Source organism: Methylobacterium sp. Leaf100 (genome assembly GCF_001422845.1).
Classification (GTDB): Bacteria; Pseudomonadota; Alphaproteobacteria; order Rhizobiales; family Beijerinckiaceae; genus Methylobacterium.
Genome location: NZ_LMMW01000063.1, coordinates 70,562 through 87,113, shown reverse-complemented (window position 1 = coordinate 87,113; position 16,552 = coordinate 70,562). Strand labels below are relative to the sequence as shown.

Annotated in this window: 13 protein-coding genes and 1 tRNA gene; 6 read left to right on the top strand and 8 right to left on the bottom strand. The window is 63.6% G+C overall.

All coding sequences use genetic code 11. From position 1 onward, the window contains the following. Positions 1-74 precede the first annotated feature (74 nt). Positions 75-1,730: a chaperonin GroEL gene (gene groL, locus ASF25_RS21250; protein ID WP_056174446.1), complete on the top strand. Its 1,656-nt coding sequence runs from the start codon at positions 75-77 to the stop codon at positions 1,728-1,730. Positions 1,731-1,991: 261 nt separating this feature from the next. On the opposite strand, the gene ASF25_RS21245 is transcribed toward groL, so the two are convergent. Continuing rightward, positions 1,992-2,624, bottom strand: coding sequence for a 2OG-Fe(II) oxygenase (locus ASF25_RS21245; RefSeq protein ID WP_056174444.1), 633 nt, complete (start codon positions 2,622-2,624; stop codon positions 1,992-1,994). Between the two features lie 132 nt (positions 2,625-2,756). Here ASF25_RS21245 and ASF25_RS21240 point away from each other — a divergent pair, with 132 nt between their 5' ends. Both ASF25_RS21240 and ASF25_RS21235 read left to right on the top strand, forming a co-directional pair. Continuing rightward, the gene (locus tag ASF25_RS21240; protein WP_056174442.1) at positions 2,757-3,095 is read left to right on the top strand and encodes a hypothetical protein; all 339 of its coding nucleotides are present in this window, start codon (positions 2,757-2,759) and stop codon (positions 3,093-3,095) included. Between the two features lie 133 nt (positions 3,096-3,228). Next, on the top strand, positions 3,229-5,331 hold the full coding sequence (locus ASF25_RS21235; RefSeq protein WP_056306759.1) for an ABC transporter ATP-binding protein/permease: 2,103 nt from the start codon (positions 3,229-3,231) through the stop codon (positions 5,329-5,331). Positions 5,332-5,338: 7 nt separating this feature from the next. On the opposite strand, the gene ASF25_RS21230 is transcribed toward ASF25_RS21235, so the two are convergent. The 3 genes from ASF25_RS21230 to ASF25_RS21220 are packed head-to-tail and all read right to left on the bottom strand — an operon-like array spanning position 5,339 to position 6,929. Further along, complete coding sequence (locus ASF25_RS21230; protein ID WP_056268496.1) at positions 5,339-6,055, bottom strand: LrgB family protein; 717 nt, start codon at positions 6,053-6,055, stop codon at positions 5,339-5,341. Then, a complete protein-coding gene (locus tag ASF25_RS21225; RefSeq protein WP_056306684.1) occupies positions 6,052-6,447 on the bottom strand; it encodes a CidA/LrgA family protein in 396 nt (131 codons plus the stop codon). The genes ASF25_RS21230 and ASF25_RS21225 overlap by 4 nt, the downstream gene beginning before the upstream one ends. 14 nt (positions 6,448-6,461) lie before the next feature. Next, positions 6,462-6,929 (bottom strand): TerB family tellurite resistance protein, encoded by a 468-nt coding sequence (locus ASF25_RS21220; protein ID WP_056268501.1) that lies wholly within the window; start codon positions 6,927-6,929, stop codon positions 6,462-6,464. Between the two features lie 221 nt (positions 6,930-7,150). On the opposite strand from ASF25_RS21220, the gene ASF25_RS21215 reads away from it, so the two are divergent. After that, positions 7,151-7,226, top strand: a tRNA-Thr gene (locus ASF25_RS21215). Between the two features lie 208 nt (positions 7,227-7,434). Here the strand turns inward: ASF25_RS21215 and ASF25_RS23040 are convergent. Beyond that, positions 7,435-8,394, bottom strand: a complete 960-nt coding sequence (locus ASF25_RS23040; protein ID WP_156369096.1) for a hypothetical protein — start codon at positions 8,392-8,394, stop codon at positions 7,435-7,437. Between the two features lie 224 nt (positions 8,395-8,618). On the opposite strand from ASF25_RS23040, the gene ASF25_RS23035 reads away from it, so the two are divergent. Continuing rightward, positions 8,619-8,816: a hypothetical protein gene (locus tag ASF25_RS23035; RefSeq protein WP_156369095.1), complete on the top strand. Its 198-nt coding sequence runs from the start codon at positions 8,619-8,621 to the stop codon at positions 8,814-8,816. Between the two features lie 64 nt (positions 8,817-8,880). On the opposite strand, the gene ASF25_RS23030 is transcribed toward ASF25_RS23035, so the two are convergent. Further along, entirely contained in the window at positions 8,881-9,795 is a 915-nt protein-coding gene (locus ASF25_RS23030; protein WP_156369094.1) for a class I SAM-dependent methyltransferase, read from the bottom strand. Positions 9,796-10,291: 496 nt separating this feature from the next. On the opposite strand from ASF25_RS23030, the gene ASF25_RS23025 reads away from it, so the two are divergent. Continuing rightward, positions 10,292-11,587 (top strand): tetratricopeptide repeat protein, encoded by a 1,296-nt coding sequence (locus ASF25_RS23025; protein WP_156369093.1) that lies wholly within the window; start codon positions 10,292-10,294, stop codon positions 11,585-11,587. Positions 11,588-11,620: 33 nt separating this feature from the next. Here ASF25_RS23025 and ASF25_RS21205 read toward each other — a convergent pair whose 3' ends face one another. Both ASF25_RS21205 and ASF25_RS21200 read right to left on the bottom strand, forming a co-directional pair. Further along, positions 11,621-13,627 (bottom strand): matrixin family metalloprotease, encoded by a 2,007-nt coding sequence (locus ASF25_RS21205; protein WP_056306682.1) that lies wholly within the window; start codon positions 13,625-13,627, stop codon positions 11,621-11,623. A gap of 16 nt (positions 13,628-13,643) precedes the next feature. Further along, the gene (locus tag ASF25_RS21200) at positions 13,644-16,436 is read right to left on the bottom strand and encodes an EAL domain-containing protein (protein ID WP_056306681.1); all 2,793 of its coding nucleotides are present in this window, start codon (positions 16,434-16,436) and stop codon (positions 13,644-13,646) included. Positions 16,437-16,552 lie beyond the last annotated feature (116 nt).

The following is a 16,552-nucleotide window of genomic DNA, read 5'->3' as shown; positions in this document are numbered from 1 at the left end:
CCCCCTACCCGAGCCCTTTGAGCGCGCTTCAACTCTGAGCGCCTCGGGGCTTCCCACCGCATGAGGATTTGAACATGGCAGCGAAAGAAGTCCGTTTCGGCTCCGACGCCCGCGAGAAGATGCTGCGCGGCGTCGATATCCTGGCCGACGCAGTGAAGGTGACCCTCGGCCCCAAGGGTCGTAACGTCGTCATCGAGAAGAGCTTCGGTGCGCCGCGCATCACCAAGGACGGCGTCACCGTCGCCAAGGAGATCGAGCTTTCCGACAAGTTCGAGAACATGGGCGCCCAGATGGTGCGCGAAGTGGCCTCGAAGACCAACGACATCGCGGGCGACGGCACCACCACCGCCACCGTGCTAGCCCAGGCCATCGTCCGGGAAGGCGCCAAGTACGTCGCCGCCGGCATGAACCCGATGGACCTCAAGCGCGGCATCGACCTCGCGACGAAGGCCGCCGTCGAGGACATCACGAGCCGCGCCAAGAAGGTCGCCTCGTCCGAGGAAGTCGCCCAGGTCGGCACCATCTCGGCCAACGGCGACAAGGAAATCGGCGAGATGATCGCCCATGCCATGCAGAAGGTCGGCAACGAGGGTGTCATCACCGTCGAGGAGGCCAAGACCGCCGAGACCGAACTCGACGTCGTCGAGGGCATGCAGTTCGACCGCGGCTACCTCTCCCCGTACTTCATCACCAACGCGGAGAAGATGGTCGCCGAGCTCGAGGACCCCTACATCCTCATCCACGAGAAGAAGCTCTCGTCGCTCCAGGCGATGCTGCCGGTGCTCGAGGCCGTGGTGCAGACGGGCAAGCCCCTCGTCATCATCGCCGAGGACATCGAGGGCGAGGCGCTCGCCACCCTCGTGGTGAACAAGCTGCGCGGCGGCCTCAAGGTCGCGGCCGTCAAGGCTCCGGGCTTCGGCGATCGCCGCAAGGCCATGCTCGAGGACATCGCGATCCTGACCCAGGGTCAGATGATCGCCGAGGACCTCGGCATCAAGCTCGAGAACGTCACCCTGCCGATGCTCGGCCGCGCCAAGCGCATCCGCATCGAGAAGGAGACCACCACGATCATCGACGGTCTCGGCGAGAAGTCGGACATCGAGGCCCGCGTCGCCCAGATCAAGGCGCAGATCGAGGAGACCACCTCGGACTACGACCGTGAGAAGCTCCAGGAGCGTCTGGCCAAGCTCGCCGGCGGCGTCGCGGTCATCCGCGTCGGCGGCGCGACCGAGGTCGAGGTCAAGGAGAAGAAGGACCGCGTCGACGACGCGCTCAACGCCACCCGCGCTGCGGTGGAAGAGGGCATCGTCCCCGGCGGCGGCACCGCCCTCCTCCGCGCCCGCGAGGCCGTCCGCGCCCTCAAGAGCGACAACCCGGACGTCCAGGCCGGCATCAAGATCGTGCTGAAGGCCCTCGAGGCGCCGATCCGTCAGATCGCCGCCAACTCCGGCGTCGAAGGCTCCATCGTCGTCGGCAAGATCACCGACAACACCTCTTCGATCACCTACGGCTTCAACGCCCAGACCGAAGAGTACGTGGACATGATCCAGGCCGGCATCGTCGACCCGGCCAAGGTCGTGCGGACCGCCCTGCAGGATGCCTCCTCCATCGCCGGCCTGCTGGTGACCACGGAAGCCATGATCGCCGATGCTCCGAAGAAGGACAGCGCCGGCGGCGGTATGCCGGGCGGCGGCGGCATGGGCGGCGGCATGGGCGGCATGGACTTCTAAAAGTCCGAGCCTCTTGAGCCGAACTTGATAGAGGGGGTCGCCGAGAGGCGGCCCCTTTTTCGTGGCCGAGAGCGTGGGACACACCCTTGGCAGTCTCGGGCGTCGCCACTCCGCGTCCACGCCGGGAGCATGGTGATCGCGGGGCGACGTCGGCTGTCGTATCGCCGATCCCCCTACCCAAGAAAATGGCCCGGATCGCCCTGAAGCGGTCCGAGCCAGGAAGACGATGTCCGATGCGACCGGTGTCCGGCCGCCCGGGTTTCAGCGCCCGAAGATGCCCTTCAGGAACTGCGCCGTCCGGTTGCGCTTCTTCTTGCGCTCAAGTTCGGCCGCGTCCTTGACCCAGGCGACCTGTACCACCCGGCGTTCGCCCTCGAACGGCTCGTGGCCGTGCCAGGAATTGTCGGACCGCAGGAAGGCGAACATCGTGCCCATGGTGGGCGGCACCTCGACGGCGAAGGGTTCGTAGTTCCGGCCGTCGTAGAGCACCCGCAGGCGCCCGGCGGCGGGCGCGTCCCAGGCATCGTTCATGTAGATCAGCATCGTCATCACCTTCGACGGCCCGTCGGTGTGGATCGATCCGTATTTCGGCTGGCTCTTCTTCATGATGGTGGTGAGGCGCGGGCACGAGACGAGGTCGATGCCGAACTTCTCGCCCATGATGCGGGAAAACTCGTCGCTCTCCAATTCGTCGATGAGCGCCTTGAACCGGCCCTTGAGCGCCACCTCGTCCACGGTGAGGTAACCCGGCTTGGCAATCGCCGGGAAGTCCTGCCGGATTTCGTCGATGGCCGCGCGGTCGAGGACGTCGTTGCCGAGGAAAAACGTGTAGGGCTCGCGCGACACGGGCGCGGCGCGCACGGCTTCGAGGTTGAGGATCGAAAGTCCCGACATGGCTGCCTCTGTACCCGTTCCGTCCGACGATCGGCGCGCGCTCTGGCGCAACAGCGGTGGATAGAGCGCCCGATTGCGGCAACCGGACGGCAAGGCGGGGCGCGGCCCTTTTCGCGCCCGGCGGAAACTGCCATGCTTGGGCTCAGCAAATCACCGGAACGGCGCCCCGCCATCGTGACGAGATGTTTCGCCCTCGCCCTTTGCGTCGTCCTGGCGACGCCGGCGAGCGCCCAGACCACCGGGACGACCGCCCGCATGGCCTGCGCCGACGCCATGGCGCTGGTGAAGCGCCAGGGGGCGATCCTCCTCGACACCGGCAACCAGACCTTCCAGCGCTTCGTGCGCGACCGCAGCTTCTGCGAACTCTCGGAGATCGCCGACCTGCGCTTCGTGCCGACCCGCGACAACCCGGAATGCCCCATCGGCTATCGCTGCCGCGAGCCGGGCTACGGCGACTGGGATTGGCAATAGAACACACGGGCCAGGATTTTCGTCCGATCAGGCACCCGTCCGGCCACGATCTCGCCACGACCCGCCGTCACTCCCGGGTTCCGGCATGCCGCGGAAGCGGTGCCTCGACGATCAGCACGGGGAGAAGACGCACGTGGCCGTATTGAGGACGGGCCTCGGCCTGCAAGCCGCCGTGACGGCGTTGTTCGCCCTCGTCCTGCTGGCATTTCCCGGCGACGCCGCACCGCCCCTCTACGTGTCCCTGAGCGGGCTCGCCATGGCGGGCATCCTGCTCGCCTCCGGCAAGATCTCGGCCTACCTGAAGATCTTCATCTCGGTCTACGGCGTCGGCTATCTCCTGTTCTCCGGGGCCAAGCTGCTGACGGCCTTGGGCGCGCTGCCCCCGACGCTCGCCGCCCTGCTGCCGCCGGCCTTCGCCGCCACGGGTGCCGTGGTGTTCGCCGCCATCGTGCTCGGCATCTCGCACCTGAAGCCGATTCGGGCGATCACCCTCATTGCCGATCCCTACTTCGCGAACCGTGACGAGCCGACCCGCGAGATCGGCCTGTTCCGCTGGTTCGGCCGGACGGAGGGCAAGATCGGTCAGCGCCTCGTCGCGCTGTCGATCTTCGTCAGCTTCGCCGATGTCGCCCTGACCTTGCGGTTCAACTTCTGGTACCGCGATCTCTACAACGCGATCCAGGAATACAATCTCGACGTATTCTGGTACCAGATCCTTTGGGTCTTCGTGCCCCTCGCGATCCTCAACGTCTGCATCGGCATGTTCGACCTGTTCGTCGACCAGTCTCTGCACATCCGCTGGCGCACGTGGCTGACCCGGAGCTTCTACCAGCGCTGGCTCGGGGACGGCACGCATTACCGCATTCCCTTCACGGACGAGCACGCCGACAACCCGGATCAGCGCATCCAGGCCGACGTCAACGCCTTCATCTCGCAGACGGCGAGCCTGTCGATCCGGCTGCTGTCGCAGGCGGCCCAGCTCGTCTCGTTCATGGTCATCCTGTGGACCCTGTCGCGGGATTTCGTGCTGCCGTTCACCGACACGGTGGTGCCGGGCTTCCTCGTCTGGGCCGTGATCACCTACGCGGTCGTCGGCACCTGGCTCGCCCACCTCATCGGCCGCCCGCTCATCGGCCTCGATTTCCGCCAGGAGCGGGTGGAGGCGGATTTTCGGTTCTCGCTCGCCCGCAGCCGCATCTACGGCGAGCAGATCGCGCTCCTGCGCGGCGAGCGCGCCGAGACCGTGCGTCTCCGGTCGCTGTTCGACGAGATCATCGCGAACTACGTGCAGATCATCTTCCGGCGCATCAAGCTCATCGCCTTCTCGTTCGGCTATTCCCAGGCGAGCACCATGGTGCCGCTCGTCATTGCCGCACCCTCGTACTTCGCGAAAAAGCTCAGCTTCGGCGCCCTGCAGCAGACCGTGAACGCCTTCAGCAACGTGCAGTCGTCGCTGTCGTTCTTCATCAGCGCCTACACCACCATCGCGGCCTACAAGGCCAACACCAACCGCCTGTCGTCGTTCAAACGGGCGATGACCAAGGCCGAGGCCATGGCGGGCGCCGGCTACGGTCTGGCCCAGTCCGACGCCTCGGGCCGCGACGTCACTGCCGAGAACATCACCCTCGCCCTGCCGGACGGCCGCGAGATCGTCAGTGCCGATCGGTTCACCCTCACGCGGGGCGGCGCCACCCTGGTCACCGGCCCGTCGGGCTCCGGCAAGTCGACCCTGTTCCGGGCCATCGCCGGCATCTGGCCGTTCGGCAAGGGGCGCATCGCGGTGCCGCCGGGTCAGTCGGCCCTGGTGCTGCCGCAGCGGCCCTACATTCCGCTCGGTACCCTGCGGGGCGCAGTGGTCTATCCGGCCACCACCGACCAGTTCTCGGACGAGGCGATCCGCGAGGCCCTGGTGGCGGCGCAGCTGCCGCTGCTGGCCGACCGCCTCGACGAGGTCGATGCCTGGGACCAGCGCCTTTCGGGCGGCGAGCAGCAGCGCCTGGCCATCGCCCGCGCGGTGCTGGCGAAACCCCAGTGGCTGTTCCTCGACGAGTCCACCGCCGCCCTCGACGAGCCGAGCGAGGCCGCCCTGTACCGCATGCTGCGCGAGCGCCTGCCGGAAACCACCATCGTCTCGATTGGCCACCGCTCGACCCTGCACGTCCTGCACGACCGGCGCATCGACATGAAGCCCGGCCCCGACGGACGCTTCGTACCGACGCCCGTGGCGGCCGGGTAAGTCGAACCTACCGCAGGAAACTCACGGCGATGGGCGCGAGCATCGCCGTGAGGAAGGCGTTGAGCCCAAGCGCGATGCCCGCGAAGGCGCCCGCAACCACATCGACCTGGAAGGCGCGGGCCGTGCCGACGCCGTGGGCGGCGAGGCCGGCGGCGAAGCCCCGCGCCCGCATGTCGCGGATGCGCAGGATGTTCATGAGGGGCGTGACCAGGATGCCCCCCGTCATGCCGGTGAGCATGACGATGACGGCGGCGAGCGTCGGGTCGCCGCCGAGGGTCTGGGCGATACCCATGGCGACGCCGGTGGTCACGGATTTCGGCGCCAGGGACACGATGACGTCGCGCGGCACCCCGAGCAGATGCCCGAGGGTGAGGGCCGACGACAGGGCGACCACGGAGCCGACGACGAGGGCGGCCAGCATCGGCGCGAGCGCCCGCAGGACCGTGGCGCGGTACTCGTAGAGCGGGAACGCCAGGGCGACGGTGGCCGGCCCGAGGAGGAAATGCACGAACTGCGCGCCCTCGAAGTACGTCGCGTAGGGCGTGCGCGTCACCTCCAGCACCGCGGCCGTGATCGCGATGGCCACGAGCACCGGGTTCGCCAGCGGGTGGCGGTTCGTCGCCGTGGCGATCCGGTCGGCGACCGCGTAGGCGACCAGGGTCACGGTGAGCCACAGGAGCGGGGTGCGGGACAGGTAGACCCAGACGGCGAAATCGCCGGTCATGCCCCCTCGCCCGCGCGCAGCCAGCGCGACACGGCGACGAAGGTGAGGGCCGTCGCGGCGAGCGTCGTCACGGTCGAGACCACCACGATGACGCCCAGAGCCGCCCCGTGCGCCGCGAGCACATCGAGGCGCCCGACGATGCCGGCGCCCGCCGGCACGAACATGAGGGAGAGGTTGGCGAGGAGGCCGCGCCCCGCCCCCTCGAGCTGCCCGTTCACGAGGGGCGGCGGCAGGACACGGGCGGCGGCACAGGCGTAGCGGTCGCGCACCACGAGGAACACCAGGAGCAGCGCCATCCCGATCACCGGCCCCGGCACCGGGATTTCGGAGGCGCGGGCCAGGGCCTCGCCGAGAAGCTGCGCCGCGAGGATCAGCGTCAGACCGATGATCATGGGCGGACCCGGTGCTACGGAACGGTCGCCAGGGGATCGCCGGCGCGGGCGAGGACGATGCCGGCCTCGTCGATCCCGAGGAGCCCGCCGAGACGCCAGACCAGGGCCTCCTCGAACTCGTGGACGTCGCCATCCGCCCCGGCCACCGACCACGCCATGGCGAGGAGGCGCGCCTTCTGTTCCCGACCGGCCTCGTGGCCGATCATCTCCACCAGGGCCGCCATATCCCGGGTCTGGGCGTCGAAGGCGGCCGCCCGCGCGATCAGGGCTTGTGCCTCGGCCCGCGTCTGCGCGAAGCGCCCTTCGACCAGACGCGCGAGGCGCTCGGTTTCCTCCGGGGCCAGGATGCCGTCGGCGCGCGCGACATGGACGAGGAGGGCGATGGCCGCGAGGCGCTCGTCGGCCCCTTCCGCGGCATCGGCGGGCTGCCCGAGCCCGAAGGCGTCGGCGGCATAGGCACGCAGTCGGGCGATGAGCGACATGACGATCCTTCGGACACGATGCGCCACCCTTCGAGGTCGCCTCCGCCCCCGTCAAGCAACGCCGCTCCCCCCGGACGACGATGCCGCCCCACCGTGGCACCCCTGCATCGCGTCGCGGCGCAATGCGCCATGCGGGACGGAGCGTCTTGCCAATCCGGGACCGGCCGGATATGACCCCTCTCAACGACGCCGCGCCGGCCCTCAGGTCCGCACCGCCTCGTGCCGCAATAGCTCAGCTGGTAGAGCACCTCATTCGTAATGAGGGGGTCGGGGGTTCGAATCCCTCTTGCGGCACCACCGCTTCCCTACTGTTGTTCACGTTTAGAGTCCTTAGTGTCTCGGAAACGCAGATAGGCAGTTGTGTATATCGACCTTAGCGCCTTCATCTAATGTTATTGGGCAGATGGTGAAGATTTTGATGGTGATGTAGGACGCAGGATAAGGTCCCATGTTTCGACCAGTCGTCATCAGATTTTGTCTCCTTCGGCGTTAGCAAAATCGGGATCTAGCGCAACCCTGACGAAGAACTCGCCTTGAACACGGGTGGAGAATAATTAGGATAAGCGCGGAAAAATTCCCCGGTGTCATGGATTCGATCTTGGTATTCGATGTTTTGTCCAGCCCACACTGGCCATCCGGGGAAGTCGAAGCCTTCGCGGTCGGAGCGCCAAGCATTGATCAGCTGGGCAGCTCTCTGCCGATTCATGGCAAAGTCGTTTGGATGTGATGGCCAATTCAGGGCGGGATCGTCGGGTCGGGTAAACTCCTTTCTAAGAAGGTAAGGCTCGAAACCCGTCAAATCGGCGATCCAAGGGAAGGTCCCCTCGAAAAAGTACCGCGACACGCCACCAGTCTCGACGAGGTTCTGATCAAAGAAGCGCTCATCGGCACTGCCTAGAAAATTACGCAGCACAACACCCGTCATTCCAAAAAACGTGTAGGTCGGAATCACACCCACAGGCGAATAACGGCCCGGGAAAATGCTTCGCAAATAGGCGAGCTCTTGGGTGTTACGGCCCGATGCAGGCATGGGAAGTGCGGCGAACGTTCCGTAGCGCGTTGTGTCGCAGCGATCTTCGATCTCGGCGCGGCGCGACCAAAAATCTCGATCGATTACTTCGCGGAGCAACTCCGCGTCCGAGTATTGGTGGTGGGTCGCACCCTTGGTGTGTCCAAACCAATAATAATCGTGTGCCGATTTTGCAATGCGTAGCGTCCGGAGAACAGCTTGAAAGCCTGCGACATCGGATGACACGGAAAGGTGCTTCGGCACTTCACAGGCGATAATGTCGAGCCCACACCGTGAGAGCATGTCACGCCAATCATCTGACGATCCTGTATTGATGCCAACATAAATTGCACAATCAGAGAATCTTTTGCGAATCAAATTGATATAATATTCGCCGACAGCACGTGCGACTTCGGTATTCGGTATAAACGAAGATAGTATGACCGCATGCCTCATGGCGGAGCATCTCCCTCAAGATTGCACTCGAATTCACTGCGCGTGCTAACGGGAAATGAACCGGATCACAACCACCATGGATGCGTAAAAAAAATGACCTATCCATTCTTCGTTTGATCGTCTTTACGATCTTGTATCAGGGTGAAAATTCAACTCTGCAGTTATGCACCGACGTACACTATTTCTATTGGGCGACCGCCCAACCCGCTGCTAACGAGATGAAGATGCCGGCTGAAGCAGGAAGTGTAAAATCAGAAAATCACCAGTATTTATTGATCCTGACATTTTTACAAATTATTGACTTAGGTATTTGCGGAATAATTCCGAGTTTATATGTCGCTTTCTTTCATCTCGACCTGGGTGTCTCACCGCAAGATTTCGGCGAGACACCTATGGCGCGCATCAATAAACTGAAATATTAACAGCTTTATTTGGTTATTTACCGTTCAGCGGGACTTGCGCCGAGAGGAATTAATTCTTCATTAGCTATTTCTTAAGATCGGCGTAGATGTTCCCGCCAATCTTGTCGCGATCCGGCCCAGGTCTGATATCTGCCTCGCTGTATTCTGAAACACCGTGGCTATGCGTAGTAAATATTATCTCCTTATAGCCAATTGTCTGGGCAATCTCTTTCAGCTGAAGATGTGATAGGATGGCAATGTGCTCATATTCCAGCTCTCCCGTGTAAACTCCATCAAATCCACGACTGAAATCGCTACGATTCTTCATACTCCAGATAATGTCTGGTGTATTGACCCGCTGCCAGCTCCCAGATTTCAGCACCCGACGAGTTTCGGTAAGGAATTGCCACTGCATCAATTGCGAAACATGTTCCATGAAATCTTCGGTGAAGATATAGTCGACACAATTGTCTGGTATGTCCCATTTGCAAACAAAAGGAAATATAAAATAATTATCAGGCTTTTCCAACATATAGTTGGGCTGCATGCAGACGATGTCGAGGTTCAGAAAACCATCGCGCGGCGCATATCCGCAACCGGGGTATATTTTTACAGGTTGCCCTGCTTCGATGAGCGACAACACCTTTCGTCGAAAGCGGTTCATTTCCGCTTCAGGGTCTGAGGTCGATTTGGTGAAAGAGCTTAGACTATCATCCGACACAAAAGAGAACGTTTCCCATCCAGCCATTGCTGTACGGCCTGTCTCAACGTTCACGCGATCGCCACTTGCTGATAGGTATCCCTCATCATTCAAAAAACCGACGCCACGGCCTACGGTTTTTATTTGAAATCCATGCAGCGGGCCGCCAGAGAATATTTTGTCAACCTCGATTTCGACTTCATCGAACCTAACGGCCCTGCTGTCGTTCGGGTCGGTGATTTGAATTAGTTCCCCGGAGTTCCATCCCAATATCGTTCCATGATTGGTCATAACGAGCATGAAGGCGTATTCCTGATTTCGTTTGCGTGCTTTGAAGCCTAGCTTCAGAATACGGAGGATAGCCTATATCGTTTCGTCGGTCATCCAGCCGTGCCACCTGGCAGGATAGTGCCACCTACTGACATTTTGAATCGAGGATCCTCGCTGAAATTTTCGTCGCCGACGACTAACTGGAGCGGAGTTTGCAGATGACTCGAACTTTTGTGAAATGCTTGTTACAACTGAAAAGCATCAGATAGGTCGGCGGATTGTAAAAATTCTATATCAGGCGAAATCCGCGATTCGCAATTTATATATGAAGCCCGACGTATTTGAAATATGCCATTCCCGCAATCCGTGAAATCTGGTGGTCTATATGCTAGACGACATTCTATTGAAAATCATGTCAAACGAGTAGGCATCCGTTCGACCAATCTGGTTGGGCTGTAGGATGCGAATACAAATATCACGCGCTGAAAGATCGTTGGGGATCGAAATGGTAGGACTTCTCAGCATAATGAAGCAAATGCAGGCGGAAGGTCGTCATGATGAACTTGGTTCGCTCTCAAATCAGATTTCAGAGGTGGAATCTCAGAGCATCATTGATCAAATCGGCATCGCGATCATTTTGAGGGAGTGTGCTTTATACGATCAGGCGGATAGTATCTGTCGGAAAATTATTTTGGCTAATCCAAATTTCGGCGATGCTTATTATCAATATGCTTTGTCATGCCTCATGCAAGGGCGTCACGCGGATGCACTAGAATTGGTCAAGCGTCTGACCAATTTTGATGCCGATAATCTCGAAGCGCTGGTTCTGATGGCTCGAATGCAGCAGCGTCTTGGCTTTCATATTCAGTCCGATACCACAATCGAACAGATCAAGCGTCTGCGGCCTGAGGCTTCGGAACTTCAGTGGCTAAGTGATCTGAATAAATTCTTGATTCGATATCCCGCCGAGAGAGCGTACGATCTTGCGACGGCTGCGGCGGCGTCAGAGAGGTTCCTTAACAAGGATGAACTCACGAAGCGGATCGAGGGGGCTCTGGAAGCAAAGAGAGGCTTTTCTTTCATCCGCCTTGGCGACGGTGAAGGAGCCTTCATTAAGATTTCCGATGCGGACGAAGCGTCTTACACTGATCTTTATCGCCATTCGCGGATCAACAGATCGAATGTCTGGTTCAACGGCGAAATCGATATCGCGGTATCGAATTTTACGCGTTCGGCCCTTGAGCTTGTCATTCCGATCGCATTTGCCGATGTGGTCGGCGTTCCGCCTATCGAATGGCTTAAGTATGACTACCAAATCTGTAGCGTGACAGGCATGTCGTCACTGGTCAATGCGCTGCGTTGGATCGGTCAGCCTGCCGTCGACACGGGGCAGTCCCTTACGAAGCACTCCATGCATTTGGATTTCTATCGCACCGGGCACCTAACTCGGATCCTGAAATCTCAATCGCGCGTTGGCGTCATATCCTGTCACGCTCAAGCTCCAGACGCTTTGAGGCAAGCCTTCGGTTTCGACGACGTGGAATTCCATAAAATTCCTGGTGAGAAGTTGCATGCCCATCTGCTCGGGGCAAGCGCCGTCGAAGGACAACACTTCCCCGGACGTTACCATGAAGTCATGACCGCGCTTCGGCGCCCGCTCGAAGGCAAGCTGTTTCTAGTTGCCGGGGGGCTTCTCGGTAAATTCTACTGTGATCAAATTAAACGGAGCGGTGGCGTTGCGTTGGATATTGGTTCACTGATCGATGGTTGGATGGGTATCGACTCCAGGCCGGGCGCTGGAATCGATAAGGATAAATTGTGAGGGTGAGAGGCCGGACTTGAGGCGCGGATCGCATCACGCCGCGATACTCGTCGCACCCGCCAGCCCCGGCAGGTCCGTCACCCCGATCAGCCGGATCACCTGATCGACCGATCCGGTGAAGCGCGTGTCGGCGGCAACGTTGTGCACGAGATACGCGTCGCCGGCATAGACGACCACCCCAAAACCGTTGGCGCTCGCGCCGTCGGACGACGCCGCTGCGGCGGCGCGGCCGAGGGCGTCCTGGAGGGAGCCCGGCAGCGCCAGGGACACGTGAAGGGGGCCAGCCGCGCCGGCACCGATGAGGGTGAGGCGGTCTTCGCCGAGGGTGAAGTCGGTGATCGTCACGGTGGCACCCGCGCCAGCGGTCACGTCCGTGCGCAGCGTGACGGTATCGGCGCCGGCGCCCGTCGCGAGGGTGAAGCTCCCCTGCGCGAGGCTGCCGGGCGCGGCGGCCGCGAGGCTGAGGCTGTCGTTGCCGGCGCCGCCGTAGATGGCGAAGGCGTTGGCCGCGTCGGCGCGCTCGACCGAAACCGCGACGGTGTCGTCGCCCCCCGTGGCGTAGATCGTCACGATCCCCGAACCCGTGAACGCGATGCTGTCGTTGCCGCCGGCCGGGTCGGCTGCGGCGGTGTCGCCGTAGATCACCGTGGTGCCGGTGTTGTGAACCCGGATCCCGTCGCCGCCCTCACCGCCGAACAGGGAGGCCACGGTCCGGGTCTGGCCGGCATCGTACACGAGGGTGTCGGTTCCGGCGCCGCCGTAGACCGCCGCCACGGTGGTGGTGTCGAGGTCGGCGCCCGTTCCGACGGTGATGGAATCGTCGCCGCCATTGCCGAAGATCGTGACGCGGCCGCCGCCCGCGAACGCGATGGTGTCGGCCGCGTCCGTGGGGTCGGCCGCGCCCTGCCCGCCGAAGATGGCGGTGGCGGCGTCGGCCCCGGTGTTGAAGACCCGGATCGTGTCGGTGCCCTCGCCGCCGTAGATCGCCATCTTGGCGTCGAGGTTGCGGGTGTCGGCGATGCGGAGGGTGTCGGCGTCGCGCCCGCCGAAGACCGAGACGTAGCTCTGCGCATCGAAGGCTGCCGAGCCCTGCTGCAGGCTGTCGGCCCCGGCATTGCCGAAGACCCCCCAGGAGCCCTTGCCGCCGAACGTGATGGTGTCGGCCCCGTCGTTCGGGTCGGCAAAGCCGAAGCCGCCGAAGAGGATGTGCGTGCCGGGCGCCAGGGCCGGATCGACGACGTTGCTGATCGATCCGCCGCCGGCGCCACCGAGGATCAGGGCGTTCGCCTTGCCGCTGCTCACCGCGACCCCATCGCCGCCGACGCGCACGTCGCCATCGGCGAAGGCGAGGCCGGCCAGGCCCGCCGGGACGAGGCTCGTGCCGCCCACCGTGAGGGTCCGGCCCTCCGCGAAGGTCAGGGTCACCGCGCCGCCCGCCTCAGTGGCGGCGACGAAGCTTCCGGGGCTCACCGCCAGGGTGACGGGCTCGTCGCGGGCAACCGTCATGGACGCGGTCCCGTCGAAGACCCGGCCCGCCGGGCCGTAGAGTGCCCGAATGCCGTCGATGTCGGAGGCCTGCAGGTCCGCGACCGTGCGGTTCACGTAGGTGTTCATGATCGACGGCGTCGCGTCGGAGTGGCCGAGCCCGATGGCGTGGCCGATCTCGTGGACCGCGACGACGAAGAAGCTCACGTTGCTCTGACTGACGACGCCGCTTCCGCTGGCGTGCCACCCCTCGCCGCTGTCGAAGCGGATCGCGGCCGAGAGCATCTGGGGCCCGCGAAAGCTGTAGTTCGCGTCGCCGAGAACGTTGGACAGACCGTCGATGGCGGCAAAGCCGACGTCGATGGTGGCGCTCGCCACGGAGGCGACTTGGGTGAACCGGATGTTGGCGTAGGCCGACCAGTCCGCGAAGGCCCGGGTCAGCGTCTCGACGAAGGCGGCGGGCACGGTGGCATCCACCGCCCAGGTCACCGTCCCGCCCGTCGTCCCGAGTGTGGGCGAGCCGAATTTCGGCCCCTCGAGCACATAGTTCGCCATCTCGTCCCGTCTCGCCTCAGGCCACGGCCCGAGCGGAGCGCGAGCGTGTATCCGACCATCGCGCAATCACCTCGGGCACAGTGGCGGCCGGGCCGGGCTTGGCGATGAGGTAACCCTGTCCCTCGTCGCACCCTTCAGCCTTGAGGCGATCGAACTGCGTCTGCGTTTCGATGCCTTCGCCGGTCGTGCGCATGCCGAGACTCGCGCCGAGCCCGATCACTGCCCGCACAATAAGGCCGGAATCGGAATCGGGGGTGATGTCGCGCACGAAGGACTGGTCGATCTTGATCTTGTCGAAGGGAAAACTGCGCAGGTAGCTCAGGGACGAGTAGCCGGTCCCGAAATCGTCCATGGCGATGCGCACCCCGAGACGGCGCAGGGCGTGCAGGGTCGCCAGCGTCGCGACGTTGTCCTTGAGCAGGACCGATTCGGTGATCTCGAGTTCGAGGCGCGCCGGGGGAAGCCGACTCGCGGTCAGAGCCTCGCGCACGGAGGCGACGACGATCTCGTCGCGGAACTGCACCGCCGAGACGTTGACCGCGACCTTGATGCCGTCGGGCCAGCGCATGGCCTCCTCGCAGGCGGTCTTCAGGCACCAGGCGCCGAGCGGCACGATGAGCCCGATCTCCTCGGCGATCGTGATGAATTCGCCCGGGGAGACGAGGCCGCGCGTCGGATGGATCCAGCGCACCAGGGCTTCGAACCCGCCGATGCGCCCGGCCCGGAAATCGTAGATCGGCTGGTAGTGCAACTGGAACTCGCCGTTGGCCAGGGCTTCGCGCAAGTCGAGTTCGAGGGCCCGCCGGGCCTGGAGGCGGATGTCCATGTCGATCTCGAAGAACCGCCACGTCCCCCGGCCATCGGCCTTGGCGCGGTACAGGGCGACATCGGCGTTCTTCAGGAGCTTGTCGCAGGTGGTGCCGTCGCCCGGTGCGAAGCAGATGCCGATGCTGACGCCGACGCTGACCTGATGCCCGTCGAGGGTGTAGGGTGCGCTGAGCACCTCGACGATGCGGCGGGCAAGGATCGTCGCATCGTCCGGGCGACGGATGTCGCAGAGGATGATGGCGAACTCGTCGCCGCCGAGGCGCGCCACCGTGTCGACCTCGCGCACGCAGGCGCTCAAGCGCTCGGCGACGGCACGCAGAAGCGCGTCGCCCACCGGATGCCCGAGAGTATCGTTGACCTCCTTGAACCGGTCGAGGTCGAGGCAGAGCACGGAGAATCGGCTGCCGCGTCCGAGATGGACCAGGGCTTCGTCGATGCGTTCGACGAAGACCGAACGGTTCGGCAGGCCTGTTAGCACATCGTGACGGGCCATGAAGGCGATGCGCGCTTCCGCCTGACGACGCTCGGTCACATCCTCGTAGGTCGCAACGATCCCGCCGCCGGCGACGGCCTTGTGCGAGATCGCGATGATCCGGCCGTTCTTGAGATGCTTCAGATCCCTCCCCCGGATCGTCCCGACCTCGCTGCTCAGTGCGCTTTCCTGACCGAGGGCGGCGACGCCGCCCAGGGCGACGAGGGCCTCGTGCCGGAGGCCGAGGATCGCGGCATCCTGAGGCAGATCGAAGATCTCGCAATAGCGGCGGTTGACCACCGTCAGCCGCCCGTGCGCGTCGAACATGCACAGGCCATGCGACATGTTGTCGAGAGCCGTATCCAGGCGTAGGTTCGTCGAGACGAGGCGGGATTCCTGATCCTTGAGCAGGGTGATGTCGCTGAGTACGGCCATGAATCCGCCGTCCAGGGTCCGGCTTCGGCCGATCCGCAGCCAGCGGCCGTCGCCGAGGCGGTGCTCGCCGTGCTCGTCTGAGGGATGCAGCAAGGCGCGGGCGAGGTTGGCCGGGTCCGGGGATGCCGCGGCGAGCTGCGCCACGGTTGTGCCGGGCGGGAGCGAACCGGGCGCGACGCCGAGATACGATTCCGCTTGACCGTTGGTGAGGGTGACGCGCCCGTCCGCATCGACCACCACGATCCCCTCCTTCGAGGTTTCGAGCGCATCGGCGAGATGGGCTTCGGCAGTCAGGCGCTGGGCGACCTCCTGCTCCATGGCGCTTCGGATGTTGTCGCGCATCACGCCCATGGAGGCGAGGAGACGACCGACCTCGTCGGCGCTGCCGGCGGGAATGGCACCGCTGAGATCGCCCGCCGCGATGCGGGATGCGACCTGAGACGCGTCGGCGAGGGGACGGATGATGCGACGGCCCAAGGCATAGGAGACCGTCCCGGACAACAGGATGGCGATGAAGGTCCCGATGAGGTTGAGCATCGTCTCGCGCGCGACGACGGCCCGGGCCTCCTGCCGATAGGTGAAGCCATCGCCGGCGGTGTAGTTGATGAGGAGATCGAAGTTCTCTTCCGCCGCCACGGCGTGCCGATCGAGGGTCGCCCAAGCCATCGTCTGTCCCGGACCGTCCGAGAGTTTGAGGCGCGCGTCGAGCCATTCCTCGACGGCGCCCGCCACCGCGACGGCGGCCCGGCTCGCGCGGACCGACTGGGCCCGGTCCACGGCGATCTCGAGGCTTTCCGTGTAGGATTGTCGAAGGGCGGCGACGCGCTGATTAAGGGCGTTGCGCATGGCGACATCGGTTGTCGTCCAGCGGCGCGCATCCGCAGCACGCATCCCGGCGAAGTCCGCGGCGGCGGCGCGTGCATAGTTGATCGACATGAGCGAGTTGTCGAAGGTCCGGGTGACCAGTTCGTCCGCGCGCCGGATACTGGACGCGGCGGACAGGCCGAGGACCGCCGTGATCGTACTGGTGATGATGAACGCGACGGTGATGCGGCCACGGATGGTCCCGAGCATCTGCCCGACGCGTTCGAATGCGGCCCGGGGCGACCGGACGCGCCGGTGAGCAGAAGCGTTCGTAGGGGGACTCATCGACAGGTTTCCGGTCGCCGAAGTTACGAGTCTCGGCATGG